Raw genomic sequence first — 13,631 nt, 5'->3', positions numbered from 1 at the left:
ATGAGAATTAAAAACCTCCTTCCCCTACTTCTGGCAGGCTCGTTGATGATAGCGTGCACTCCTGCCAAACAAGCCGGCAACAGCTTCGAATGGGGGCAGGTACCTCAGCAACCGGATTTATCGTGGGCAGACAGCGTAGGCAGCCGCCAACTTCCCGGAGACAAGATGATTATATCCGCCAATTCCTTTGGCGCAGTAGCAGACAGTACCGTACTCAGCACAGAGGCCATTCAGAAAGCAATCGACAGTTGCGCTGTCTCCGGCGGAGGAACGGTTGTCCTGCAACCGGGGTATTACCAGACAGGAGCCTTGTTTGTCAAAAGCGGCGTAAACCTGCAGATTGGCAAAGGGGTGACTCTGCTTGCCAGCCCCGACATCCACCATTATCCCGAATTCCGTTCGCGCATAGCAGGGATAGAGATGACATGGCCGGCAGCAGTGATCAACATTGTCGACGAGAAGAACGCTGCCATCAGCGGAGAAGGTACACTGGACTGCCGTGGAAAAGTCTTCTGGGATAAATACTGGGAAATGAGGAAAGAATACGAAGCCAGAGGGTTACGCTGGATAGTGGATTATGACTGCAAACGTGTACGGGGAATCCTCGTCGAACGCAGTTCGGACATCACACTGAGCGGTTTCACCCTGATGCGCACAGGATTCTGGGGATGTCAGATTCTCTATTCCGACTATTGTACCATAGACGGACTGACTATCAACAATAACATCGGCGGCCACGGCCCAAGCACGGACGGCATTGACATCGACTCCTCCTGCAACATACTGATCGAGAACTGTGACGTAGACTGCAACGACGACAATATTTGTATCAAATCGGGACGGGACGCGGACGGACTGCGTGTGAACCGTCCGACAGAGAATGTGGTAGTGCGCAACTGCACAGCCCGCAAAGGAGCGGGACTGATCACCTGCGGCAGCGAAACTTCCGGCAGCATCCGCAATGTATTAGGCTATGACCTTAAAGCTGTCGGCACGTATACCGTGCTGCGACTGAAAAGTGCCATGAACCGTGGGGGAACTATTGAGAATATCTACATGACCCGTGTCAGCGCAGAAAATGTCCGTCAGGTATTGGCGGCGGATTTAAACTGGAATCCGAGCTACAGCTACAGCACTTTGCCCAAAGAATATGAGGGCAAGGAGATTCCGGAGCACTGGAAAGTGATGCTGACTCCGGTAGAACCACCCGAAAAAGGGTATCCGCGATTCCGTGACATATACCTCTCACAGGTAAAAGCGGAAAATGTAGATGAATTTATCTCCGCTTCGGGCTGGAATGATACATTGCGTCTGGAAAACTTCTATCTTTACGGCATCGAAGCGCAGACCAATAAACCGGGGAAAATCTGCTATACGAGAAACTTTAATCTATCGGAAATAACATTGGACGTCAAAGACAAAGATGCTATTGTACTAAAGGAAAATGAACAAAGTAATATCCACTTCGACTATGTTAAAACAACTACTGACCGTCGTACTGCTGGCAATTTGCCTCATTAACGTACAGGCGCAGCAACTGACTCCTCCCGCCGGAACTTTCCGTCTGGGAATATCGAAAGGAACCGACAGTCACTGGCTGGCTCCTCAGGAAAATGTGAAAGGAATCGCTTTCCGGTGGAAAGCCCTGCCGGATACCCGCGGCTTTATTCTCGAAGTAGCGGTCACCTCCTTGCAGCAGGCCAACATCTTATTCTGGAGCTTCGGAGACTGTCAGCCGGACATGGATATAAACGTGTTCAGCGTAGAAGGACAAGCCTTCACCTGTTATTATGGTGAAAGTATGAAACTCCGCACCTTGCAGGCAGTCACTCCCACCGACGATATCCGTTTGAGTAACGGCCATCAGGACAAGACTCCCCTCTTGCTTTATGAATCGGGGAAACGAACAGACCGTCCCGTCCTCGCAGGGCGCTGCCCGCTCGCAGCAAACAGTAAACTTTATTTCTGTTTCTACGAGCAAAATGCACGAGCAGATTATAATTATTTTATGTTGCCGGATCTTTTTGCAAAGATTGATGAACTTAAACATAGTAAAAAATGAATAAAACAGTAGTATCTCCATTCTCCTCCTTCGGGAAGGAGGAGAATGGAGATACTATTGATTATCATTTAGCTCAAATCCATACAAAGATGAAAAGAATATATCTGTTACTCAGCCTACTGACCGGTTGCCTGTATATGCAGGCAGCAATCTATAACGTCAGAGACTTCGGAGCAAAAGCGGACGGAAAGGCTATTGACTCTCCCGCCATCAACCGTACCATCGAAGCTGCCGCACAAGAAGGCGGAGGTACCGTATACCTGCCTGCCGGAGAATATGCCTGTTATTCTATCCGGCTGAAAAGTAATATCCACCTCTATCTGGAACAAGGCGCACGCATCATCGCAGCCTTTCCGGAAAAGGACAAAGGATACGACATGGCGGAACCCAATGAGCATAATAAATACCAGGACTTCGGTCACAGCCACTGGAAGAACTCCCTGATCTGGGGAATCGGTCTGGAAAACATCACCATCAGCGGTCCGGGACTGATCTACGGCAAAGGACTGACCCGCGAAGAAAGCCGCCTGCCGGGTGTAGGCAACAAAGCGATCAGCCTCAAGGATTGCCGGAATGTCACGTTGAAAGACTTCTCCATGCTCCATTGCGGACACTTCGCCCTGCTTGCCACCGGTGTGGAACACCTTACCCTGCTTAACCTGAAAGTAGATACCAACCGGGACGGATTCGACATTGACTGCTGCCGCAACGTACGCATCAGCCAATGCACGGTTAACTCCCCGTGGGATGACGCCATCGTTCTGAAAGCCTCTTATGCGCTGGGACGTTTCAAAGATACGGAGAACGTTACTATCAGCGACTGCTACGTCAGCGGCTTCGACAAGGGAAGCGTACTGGACGGCAGCTGGCAACTCGACGAACCGCAGGCCCCCGACCACGGATACCGTACCGGACGTATCAAGTTAGGCACGGAAAGCAGCGGAGGCTTCCGCAACATCGTCCTCACCAACTGTATCTTCGAACATTGTCGGGGACTGGCGCTCGAAACCGTAGACGGCGGTCATCTGGAAGACATCGTTATCAGCAATATCACCATGAGGGATATTGTCAACGCTCCTATCTTCCTCCGGCTGGGTGCGCGCATGCGCAGTCCGGAAGGGACACCCATAGGCACCATGAAGCGTATTCTGATCAGCGACATCAATGTATGGAACGCTGACAGCCGGTATTCTTCCATTATCAGCGGTGTCCCCGGTGCATCTATCGAAGATGTTACTTTCCGCAATATTCACCTATATTATAAAGGTGGATACAGCGAAGAAGACGGCAAGCACACTCCACCCGAACAGGAGAAAGTATATCCCGAACCCTGGATGTTCGGTACGATTCCCGCCAAAGGATTTTATATCCGTCACGCAAAGAACATAACTTTCGACGGTGTCCGCTTCCACTTTGCACAGCCGGACGGACGCCCGCTCTTTGTGACCGACGACGCAGAAAACATTGAATACTATCATACACCCCAAGAATAATGAACAAGAAACAACTGATACTCCTCTGTATGCTCGCAGCAGGTGGAAGCATACAAGCGCAACAGTGGCCGGATACCCCGGCAGAAGCCCGTCCCGGCACCAGATGGTGGTGGCTGGGAAGCGCTGTCGATGAAAAGAACCTGACTTACAATCTGGAAGAATACGCACGTGCCGGCATGGGCGCCGTAGAAATCACTCCTATCTATGGTGTACAGGGCAATGACGCCAACGATATTCAGTTCCTTTCTCCCCGCTGGATGGAAGTCCTCAAACACACACAGGCGGAAGGAAAACGCACCGGCATCGAGATCGATATGAACACCGGAACGGGATGGCCCTTCGGAGGACCGGAAGTCAGCATCGAAGACGCGGCAAGCAAAGCCATCTTCCAGACTTATGATATAGAAGGAGGCCAGGAAATCGTGCAAAATATCAATGTGACAGACAAGAAGCAGCAACCTTATTCTGTCTTAAGTCGTGTGATGGCATACGACGAAAATGGACGCTGCATCAACCTTACTTCCCACGTCAGGAAAGACAAACTGGAATGGAAAGCCCCTGCCGGAAAATGGAAAGTGATAGCGCTTTATAACAGCAAGACACGTCAGAAAGTGAAACGTGCCGCCCCCGGAGGGGAAGGATACGTGATGAACCATCTTTCCAAGACTGCCGTCAAGAACTATCTCTCCCGATTTGACCGTGCTTTCAAAAGCAGCAAGACGAGTTATCCGCATACATTCTTCAACGACTCTTACGAAGTCTATCAGGCAGACTGGACAGAAGACTTTCTGGATCAGTTCGCCCGCAAACGGGGATATAAGTTGGAAGAACATTTTCCGGAGTTTCTGGATGAAAGCCGTCCGGAAGTCAGCCGCCGCATCGTATCCGACTATCGGGAGACGATCTCCGACTTATTGCTGGAGAACTTCACCCGTCAATGGACGGACTGGGCACACAAGAATGGCAGCATCACCCGTAATCAGGCACACGGATCGCCTGCCAACCTGATCGATGTCTACGCAGCCGTAGACATCCCCGAATGTGAAGGATTCGGTTTGTCCCAATTTCATATCAAAGGATTACGTCAGGATTCATTAACCAAAAAGAATGATTCGGACTTGTCGATGCTGAAATATGCCTCTTCTGCCGCACATATCGCCGGGAAGCCTTATACTTCTACCGAAACATTTACCTGGCTGACGGAGCATTTCCGCACTTCTTTGTCGCAATGCAAACCGGATATGGACCTGATGTTCGTCTCCGGCATTAATCATATGTTCTTTCACGGCACTCCTTATTCGCCGAAAGAAGCCGAATGGCCGGGATGGTTGTTTTACGCCTCTATCAATATGAACCCGACGAACAGTATCTGGCACGATGCCCCTTCGTTCTTCGATTATATCACCCGTTGCCAGAGTTTCCTGCAAATGGGTAAACCGGATAATGATTTCCTTATTTATCTGCCTGTCTATGATATGTGGGATGAGCAACCGGGACGTTTGCTCCTATTCAGCATTCATCACATGGCCAAGCTTGCCCCGAAATTTATAGATGCCATCCACCGTATCAATAACAGCGGATATGACGGAGACTATATCTCGGACAACTTTATCCGCAGCACCCGTTTCAAAGACGGACAGCTCATCACTTCCGGCGGAACCGGTTACAAAGCGCTGGTCGTACCCGCCGCCCATTTGATGCCGAATGACGTTCTGGCTCATCTGCTGAAACTGGCACAACAGGGAGCCACTATCGTATTCCTCGAAAACTATCCGACGGACGTACCGGGATACGGTCAACTGGAACAGAAGCGCAAGACTTATCAGCAGACGCTGCAAAAGTTACCTTCCATTTCATTCTCCGAAACAACGGTTACTCCGGTAGGCAAAGGCAAGATTATTACAGGTACGGATTATGCGCGTACTTTAGCAAGTTGTAATATTCCTCAGGAAGAAATGAAAACCAAGTTCGGACTGCAAGCCATCCGCAGGGTGAACGATAGCGGACACCATTACTTTATCTCTTCTCTCCAAGATAAAGGAGTGAATGATTGGGTGACACTGGGAACCAAAGCCGAAGCTGCTGCCCTCTTCAATCCCATGACCGGAGAATGCGGAGAAGCAAAGGTACGTCAGACCGGAGAACAGACACAAGTCTACCTCCAACTGAAATCCGGTGAATCGGTGATTTTGCAGACTTATCAACAGCCGCTGCAAGCTGCCCGGCCCTGGAACTATATTCAGGAACAACCGTTCAGCCTCAGCCTGGATCATGGCTGGAAACTACACTTCGCCGAAAGCGAACCGGAGATAAAGGGTACGTTCGACATCGACCGCCCTTGCTCATGGACAGGCATCGACCATCCGGCAGCCAAGATTAACATGGGCAGCGGTGTTTATTCATTGGATATCGAATTGCCCGCTCTGCAAGCCGATGACTGGGTACTCGACTTGGGAGACGTACGCGAAAGTGCCCGTGTCCGGATCAACGGTCAGGAAGCGGGCTGCGCATGGGCAGTACCTTATCAGCTACGAGTAGGTCATCTGCTGAAATCAGGAAAAAACCACATCGAGATAGAAGTCACTAACCTCCCTGCCAACCGGATAGCCGAACTGGACAGGCAGGGAGTGCAGTGGCGCAAATTTAAAGAAATCAATATTGTCGATCTGAATTATCGTCCGGCCAACTATGGTCACTGGGCTCCCATGCCTTCGGGATTAAATAGCGAGGTCCGGCTGATTCCGGTAGATTATTTATCTTTCAAGACACACTAAAGTTATTATTTAAATCTACTTTCAGTTCAAGATAAGGCAATATAGTTCGGGCCTGACTAAAAAGTCAGTAGTATCTCCAATTCCCCTCCTTCCCGAAGGAGGAGAATAGAGATAGAACCGACTTTTTAGTCAGCCTCTTTTCAGCCTGTTATTTTAATCTATACCTGTTATTTTAATCTATAAATGAAATAGTCAGGCTAGTTCTTCTATGGCTTTAAAAGCCTGCTTTTAAAGTTTACGTATTTCTGCGTCCAAGGACAATGCACAAGACATTTCAAACAGGTACTGCATCCATATACATCAATTATATCATCTCTTGAAATTGTTATATTCCAGGTGGTTCCTTTCAATACATTTCTTTCGCATATATCCCTACAAATGTTACAATTACCACACTTCGGGGAAATAGAGGCATACGATACAGTATCTAACGGGGCATCAGTCAAAACGGTACCAAGACATTGCGCTGCACCATATTCAGGAGTAATAAACAGATTGTTTTTCCCAATCCATCCTAATCCGCTAAGTTGCGCTACTGTCTTGTGAGGTAAAACCGACTCCTTCGTTTCAAAATTAAACACTCCTTCTGCCAAAAGTCCCGCATCAGATTGTGAAAGAGCTTTATACCCTTTTCTGACAAGAAATTCAGCTAACTCGTCTGTTACTTCTCCCACTCTATTTTCAGTTTTCACATACTCATCTTCAAGAGCAGGTTTATAATCCGGATTATTAAATACATCTTTTACAAACTTCGGACTTATTGCGATTCCTATTAATATAGCACATGGCAAACCTCTATTCTGCCTATTGGTCAACTTGGATATATCTACGAAATGAACAAAATCGACCCTTGACTTTTTCAATTCATTCTCTATTTCTTTATTCATATTTCTTTCTTTTTGACAGGGAGATAAATATCTGTGATTAGTTCCGAAACCGGAGTTTTTTCGGGTGTATTGATATAAGTCTCAAAAGTAAATGGTTCTCGCAAGCTATAATCATTTGCAGGTAGCCAGTCAAGATAAATATAACGATATACCCTATTCAGTTCATGGTATAGTCCTTTAAAACGGAATATAGCATATTCACCCGCAGGAACTTCATAAACACCGAACCCCTTCGGAATTTTAAATGATTGTGGTAATGTTACTCCAACCATAAAACGACTTTGTTCTTCAAGCGTGATAAAAGGATAATCAAGAGTCAGGCTCACATACTTACATCCTTTTGATAATAATTCATAGCTTTCAGAAAATTGTAGCACCTGTTTCCATAAAACAGAAAAGCTATGGCTGGCATGATGTGTTCTCTCTAATTTTAAATATGCAATCCGTGTATGAGGCACTCTTTCAATACTTGGTTCAATCTGTATTGGATTCTTGCCTTCAGAACAGGCATTTGAATGTCTTTTACAAAATTCAGGTATAGAGCAATTAAAGTAGTTTTTGAATACCCTTGAAAGCGTATGTTTATTCTGATAATTGATTTGACTAAGAATCTCTGGGACACTTATATTGGTGGATATTAACTTAAAAGCAATGTACTCCAATCTTAATCGTTGGATGTAATTCCCAAGGCTATCACCGCAAACTGCTTTAAAAAGTCGGCGGAAATGATACTTGGAAATGCATACAATTTGGGATAACTTTTCAGAATCAAGGTCATCAAATAAATGACAGTTGATATATTCTTGAACTCTGATCACCAATTCGTATTGTATGTGAGCGGTATTAATTTTTTGCTTCCATCTTTTAATTTCAGGTAACCGTCTGGACATAATTTCTCTCAACTCCGACGAAGTATGGCGTATGCCGACTTCTTTATAGTATTCTTCGGGAAAAAGTCCCCAAAGGTAGATAAGATAATCCATTGAGAAGTCATACAGTTTAACTCCATTTTTCAGACAGTAATCACAATATTCCTCATTTTGGTCTGCCTTCAGATTGGTATAATCAATATCCAAAGGTATTCCGCAAGTCTGGCAATATTTTGTTTCAGAATTGATGTTCATAAGTTTTTTATTATTGAGTGCAAAGTTAACCAATATGTTATGCAAAAAGTTACCATAAATAGCCTTCTTTCGTTTTAATTTGCTTTTTATTGGTTCTGCATATCTCCCCACGTAATTTGAATGCGTTTTTGCTCTCATGCTCTAACAATTTGTCTGCATCCCTTTATTCATCGTTGTTTCAAGTATGGTAGCAAGTGTGGTAGCAGGTATGAGAGCAAACGTTTGCTCTCATACCTGTCTTGTGTCTATGTTGTCAATTCTATCCTAATTCTTCTCGTGCAAACTGCAATTATTATCTTCATCGCATTCGGTGGTTATTTCTGTATGTTTCCTCGGAGGCGTTAGTTTCCTCGGAGGAAATGCCAGTCCCTTTAAAAGGAACGGTCGTTTCCATTAAAAGGAACGCCCGTTCCCTCACCGGGAAACGACAGGTTCCATTATAAGAAATGATAGGAAGCATTAACTCATTTATTGATCAATAATACATGAGTTATCAGTCTTTAATACCTGATTTCTCAACTATTAATAGCTTAAAAATCAAACGTTAATAGTTGACACATCAGATATTAACATCCTGTATACCAAAAGATAACATTACAAAAACGATATTAATCAAGACGAGATAGAGTGAGAGCAACCGTTTGCTCTCATACTTGCCACCACGCTTGCTACCACCCCTAAAACATCGATGAATAAAGGGATACAGACAAATTGTTAGAGCATGAGAGCAAAACTGTTATCTAATTCCTTATGGTGCGAACAGAAAAAAGGGACTCTTTTTATAAGAAAAAAAGAGAAATCACTGTTATGTGAGACACTGTCCACAAACTATTCGAAATTCTTTCGATAAGTACATCCATTTCTCCATTCCGAACATCCATAAGCTGTCTTCCCTTTAATGATGGTTCCCTTACCACAAACCGGACACGGTTGTCCGACAAAAGTATCTGCATTACCTGTAGCCGGAGCAGAGGCAGGAGCAGAAGGAATCGAAGCAGGAGACGGAGAAGATGCAGGAACTTTCGATTCTGCTTTCGCCTTCTTTTCTTTGGGAGCACTTGCTTTACGCTCACGCTTCTTAGGTTCTTTCTTTGCCTTTTCTTCCGTTTGGGCAACTGCCTCCTGAATAGTGATACGTCGGTTCGTATTATCTGAAAGTACGCTCATCACGATTTCAGATACCATTTGCTTCAGTTCTTCGAGGAATTGACGGGCATCGTAAGTCTTCTTTTCAATCTCACGTAGTTTCTTTTCCCATATACCGGTCAGTTCCGCAGATTTCAGCAGTTCTTCGTGGATAATCTGTACCAGTTCCACTCCCGTAGGGGTGGCTATCAGGTTCTTTCTTTCCTTGCGGATATAGTTTCGCTTGAACAACGTCTCGATAATGGCGGCACGGGTAGACGGCCGACCGATACCATTCTCCTTCAGAGCATCACGGAGTTCGTCATTATCCACCAACTTTCCAGCTGTTTCCATCGCACGAAGCAATGTTGCTTCCGTATAAGGTCTGGGCGGTTGCGTCCACTTCTCATTCAAGTCCGGAACATGAGGACCACTTTCCCCCTTGACAAAAGCAGGAAGTACATTTTCATCCTCTTCCTCTTTTTCTTCGGAAGTATCTTTCACATCTTTGGCAAAAACGACACGCCATCCCGGCTCCAGAATCTGTTTGCCGGTTACTTTAAATTCTATCTTGTCCACTTCACCCATCACGGTAGTGGTAGAAATCTTACAATCGGGATAGAACACCGCTATAAAACGACGGGCTATCAGGTCATAGACACGACGTTCCATATCCGTCAGATTCTGTGCATAAACGCCTGTAGGGATAATGGCATGGTGATCTGTTACCTTCGAATTATCAAATACCTTTTTCGATTTAGGCAATGAAGCACCTGCCAAAGGAGCAGTCAGCACCTCATAGTCCCGAAGGCCTTTCAATATTCCGGGACACTTCGGATAAATATCGTCACTCAAGAAAGTGGTATCGACACGCGGATAAGTAGCCACTTTCTTTTCATAAAGCGACTGAATCAGCTTCAGCGTTTCATCAGCGGAATAGGCAAACTTCTTATTACACTCTACCTGAAGGGAAGTCAGGTCGAACAGACGCGGAGCATATTCCTTTCCATCCTTCTTGCCGACATTGGTGACAATGAACGGAAGGTCTTTTATGCGTTCCACCAGCGCTTCCCCCTCCTCCCGGTTGGCGATAGGGTCGATGCCGGGATTGTCTATCTTCTTCTTTCCGCCACTCTTTTCTTCTTCCGCAGCAATTTCTTCATCGCTTTTACGGATCAGAGCAGAAAAGGTGGTATCACGATAATTTGTTTTCAGTTCCCAGTATTGTTTCGGCTGGAAGTTGGCGATCTCCAGTTGGCGGTTGACAATCAATGCCAGCGTAGGAGTCTGCACACGGCCGATGGAAAGCACTTGTTTGTTCTGACCGTATTTGATAGTATAAAGACGGGTAGCATTCATTCCCAGCAACCAGTCGCCCATTGCACGGGAAAGTCCCGCTTCATACAGTGATTGAAAGTCGGACTGATCCTTTAGTTTGGCAAATCCTTCGCGGATCGCCTCTTCTGTCAGCGAAGAAATCCAAAGACGTTTCACCGGACAGCGGGCACCTGCCTTCTGCATCACCCAACGCTGGATCAATTCTCCTTCTTGGCCGGCATCACCGCAGTTGATGATTTCATCTGCATTCTGCATCAGTCCCTCGATAATGTGAAACTGCTTTTCGTAAGTAGGGTTCTCTATCAGCTTGATGCCGAACCGTGGTGGAATCATCGGTAAGCTACCCAAGTTCCATGATTTCCAGTTAGGGGTGTATTCATGCGGCTCTTTCAAGGTACAAAGATGACCGAATGTCCAAGTTACCTGGTATCCGTTTCCTTCTATATACCCTTCTTTTCTTGTATGAGCGCCGAGTACTTCGGCTATATCACGTGCTACAGACGGCTTTTCGGCTATGCAAACTATCATTTTTTCTCTTCTTGTTTTTATACTAACAGTCTACAAAGTTACATGATTATTTCTCACTGACCGCATAAAGACGAAAAAAACATCCCGCCTTCAGCCCGAATGGAGCTATAAGGCGGGATAAAAAAAATAGAAAAAATGATTAAATTCCGTACTTATTCTTCATCCATCAGGATTTCCAGAATCTGGCAAGCAGCCTTCGCTACCGGAGTACCGGGACCGAAAATAGCAGCTACACCTGCCTTATACAGGAAGTCATAATCCTGTGCAGGGATAACACCGCCGGCAATTACCACGATATCTTCACGACCCAGCTTTTTCAGTTCTTCCATGATCTGCGGAATCAATGTCTTGTGTCCGGCAGCCAATGAAGAAACACCTACTACGTGAACGTCATTTTCTACAGCTTCGCGGGCAGCTTCCGCCGGAGTCTGGAACAATGGTCCCATGTCTACGTCGAAGCCACAGTCTGCATAACCGGTTGCTACCACTTTGGCACCACGGTCGTGACCGTCCTGTCCCATCTTCGCAACCATAATACGAGGTTGACGTCCCTCTTTCTTAGCAAACTTCTCAGCCAGTTCACATGCACGCTTGAAGTCGCCATCGTTTTTACTTTCTGATGAATACACGCCTGATATTGTTCTAATTATTGCTTTATAACGTCCTACAACCTTTTCGCAAGCATAGGAGATTTCACCCAGCGTTGCACGAACACGAGCAGCTTCTACAGCCAGTTCCAGCAAGTTACCCTTACCGGTCTCCACGCATTCGGTGATGGCTGCCAGTGCTTTGTCCACTTCTGCCTGGTTACGTCCTTCTTTCAAACGTTTCAGGTTCTCGATCTGCTCAAGACGAACTGCCGTGTTATCAATCTCAAGGATATCAATCGGAGCTTCTTTTTCCAAACGATATTTGTTCACACCGACAATAGTCTGAGAACCGCTGTCGATACGGGCCTGCGTACGTGCGGCAGCCTCTTCGATACGCATCTTAGGAATACCTGTCTCGATAGCTTTCGCCATACCACCCAGTTTTTCTACTTCCTCGATACGTTCCCAAGCCTTGTGAGCCAGTTCGTTGGTCAGAGCTTCTACGTAGTAAGAACCGCCCCATGGGTCAACGTTCTTACAGATATAGGTTTCTTCCTGAATATAAATCTGAGTATTACGGGCAATACGTGCGGAGAAGTCTGTCGGAAGGGCAATAGCCTCATCCAGCGCATTGGTATGCAAAGACTGTGTATGTCCCAAAGCGGCAGCCATGGCTTCGATACAAGTACGTCCTACGTTATTGAACGGGTCTTGTTCTGTCAGCGACCAGCCGGAAGTCTGAGAGTGTGTACGCAATGCCAGTGACTTCGGATTCTTCGGATTGAATTGTTTTACAATCTTAGCCCACAACATACGGGCAGCACGCATCTTCGCGATTTCCATGAAGTGATTGGTACCAATCGCCCAGAAGAAAGACAGACGGGGAGCGAATGCGTCGATATCGATACCTGCCGCTGTTCCGGCACGCAGATATTCCAGACCGTCGGCCAATGTATAAGCCAGCTCGATATCTGCCGTCGCACCTGCTTCCTGCATGTGGTAACCGGAGATAGAGATGGAGTTGAACTTAGGCATCTTCTGCGAAGTATATTCGAAGATATCGGAAATAATCTTCATAGAGAATGCAGGCGGATAGATATAGGTATTACGCACCATGAACTCTTTCAGAATATCATTCTGGATAGTACCGGCCATTTCTTCGAGTTTAGCACCCTGTTCCAGACCTGCATTAATATAGAATGCCATAATCGGAAGTACCGCACCGTTCATCGTCATAGACACGGACATCTTGCTCAAAGGAATACCGTCGAACAAAACTTTCATGTTTTCGAGTGAACAGATAGATACACCAGCCTTACCTACGTCACCTACCACACGTTCGTGATCGGGGTCATAACCGCGGTGAGTAGCCAAGTCAAATGCTACGGACAAACCTTTCTGACCGGAAGCCAGGTTACGGCGATAGAAAGCATTTGATTCTTCGGCAGTAGAGAATCCGGCGTACTGACGGATAGTCCAGGGGCGAAGAGTGTACATCACTGAATACGGACCACGCAGATAAGGAGGAAGTCCGGCAGCATAGCCGAGGTGTTCCATTCCTTCGAGGTCCTCTTTTGTATAAACAGGCTTCACGTCAATGTGTTCCGGTGTATTCCAATCAGCGGAAATACCGTTAGCCTTTTGCCATTCAGCACCGTTAGCGGGCTGAAATGCAGCATATATATCTAAGTTTTTAAAATCTTTTCTCAT

Annotated in this window: 8 protein-coding genes; 4 read left to right on the top strand and 4 right to left on the bottom strand. The window is 46.3% G+C overall.

Annotated elements, in window-relative coordinates; translation table 11 throughout:
- From DW640_RS00370 to DW640_RS00355, 4 genes are all read left to right on the top strand, one after another.
- A complete protein-coding gene (locus DW640_RS00370) occupies positions 1 to 1,521 on the top strand; it encodes a glycoside hydrolase family 28 protein (protein WP_016268561.1) in 1,521 nt (506 codons plus the stop codon).
- Complete coding sequence (locus DW640_RS00365) at positions 1,472 to 2,062, top strand: DUF4450 domain-containing protein (protein ID WP_074856338.1); 591 nt, start codon at positions 1,472 to 1,474, stop codon at positions 2,060 to 2,062. The genes DW640_RS00370 and DW640_RS00365 overlap by 50 nt, the downstream gene beginning before the upstream one ends.
- An 89-nt stretch (positions 2,063 to 2,151) precedes the next feature.
- The gene (locus DW640_RS00360; protein ID WP_117576992.1) at positions 2,152 to 3,555 is read left to right on the top strand and encodes a glycoside hydrolase family 28 protein; all 1,404 of its coding nucleotides are present in this window, start codon (positions 2,152 to 2,154) and stop codon (positions 3,553 to 3,555) included.
- A complete protein-coding gene (locus DW640_RS00355; RefSeq protein WP_117576821.1) occupies positions 3,555 to 6,329 on the top strand; it encodes a glycosyl hydrolase in 2,775 nt (924 codons plus the stop codon). The genes DW640_RS00360 and DW640_RS00355 overlap by 1 nt, the downstream gene beginning before the upstream one ends.
- 206 nt (positions 6,330 to 6,535) lie before the next feature.
- On the opposite strand, the gene DW640_RS00350 is transcribed toward DW640_RS00355, so the two are convergent.
- The 4 genes from DW640_RS00350 to scpA all read right to left on the bottom strand — a co-directional run bounded on the left by DW640_RS00350 (position 6,536) and on the right by scpA (position 13,631).
- Positions 6,536 to 7,216 carry an epoxyqueuosine reductase gene (locus DW640_RS00350; RefSeq protein ID WP_072066957.1) on the bottom strand — a complete coding sequence of 227 codons (681 nt, stop codon included), beginning with the start codon at positions 7,214 to 7,216 and terminating at the stop codon, positions 6,536 to 6,538.
- Positions 7,213 to 8,340 (bottom strand): GyrI-like domain-containing protein, encoded by a 1,128-nt coding sequence (locus DW640_RS00345; protein WP_117576990.1) that lies wholly within the window; start codon positions 8,338 to 8,340, stop codon positions 7,213 to 7,215. The genes DW640_RS00350 and DW640_RS00345 overlap by 4 nt, the downstream gene beginning before the upstream one ends.
- Positions 8,341 to 9,168: 828 nt before the next feature.
- Positions 9,169 to 11,331, bottom strand: coding sequence for a DNA topoisomerase 3 (locus tag DW640_RS00330; protein WP_048693927.1), 2,163 nt, complete (start codon positions 11,329 to 11,331; stop codon positions 9,169 to 9,171).
- A 152-nt stretch (positions 11,332 to 11,483) separates the two neighbouring features.
- Positions 11,484 to 13,631, bottom strand: coding sequence for a methylmalonyl-CoA mutase (scpA, locus tag DW640_RS00325; protein WP_008759796.1), 2,148 nt, complete (start codon positions 13,629 to 13,631; stop codon positions 11,484 to 11,486).

The sequence above is a fragment of the Bacteroides sp. AM23-12 genome (genome assembly GCF_003434395.1).
Taxonomy (GTDB): Bacteria; Bacteroidota; Bacteroidia; order Bacteroidales; family Bacteroidaceae; genus Bacteroides; species Bacteroides thetaiotaomicron.
Note: the sequence above shows the minus strand (reverse complement) of the source record. Positions and strands in the feature narration are given on the sequence as shown.

What these genes read in the sequence shown, in the direction of transcription:
- DW640_RS00370 (WP_016268561.1), top strand. Translation starts at nt 1, where the DNA reads ATGAGAATTAAAAACCTCCTTCCCCTACTTCTGGCAGGCTCGTTGATG.
- DW640_RS00365 (WP_074856338.1), top strand. Translation starts at nt 1,472, where the DNA reads ATGTTAAAACAACTACTGACCGTCGTACTGCTGGCAATTTGCCTCATT.
- DW640_RS00360 (WP_117576992.1), top strand. Translation starts at nt 2,152, where the DNA reads ATGAAAAGAATATATCTGTTACTCAGCCTACTGACCGGTTGCCTGTAT.
- DW640_RS00355 (WP_117576821.1), top strand. Translation starts at nt 3,555, where the DNA reads ATGAACAAGAAACAACTGATACTCCTCTGTATGCTCGCAGCAGGTGGA.
- DW640_RS00350 (WP_072066957.1), bottom strand. Translation starts at nt 7,216, where the DNA reads ATGAATAAAGAAATAGAGAATGAATTGAAAAAGTCAAGGGTCGATTTT.
- DW640_RS00345 (WP_117576990.1), bottom strand. Translation starts at nt 8,340, where the DNA reads ATGAACATCAATTCTGAAACAAAATATTGCCAGACTTGCGGAATACCT.
- DW640_RS00330 (WP_048693927.1), bottom strand. Translation starts at nt 11,331, where the DNA reads ATGATAGTTTGCATAGCCGAAAAGCCGTCTGTAGCACGTGATATAGCC.
- scpA (WP_008759796.1), bottom strand. Translation starts at nt 13,631, where the DNA reads ATGAGAAAAGATTTTAAAAACTTAGATATATATGCTGCATTTCAGCCC.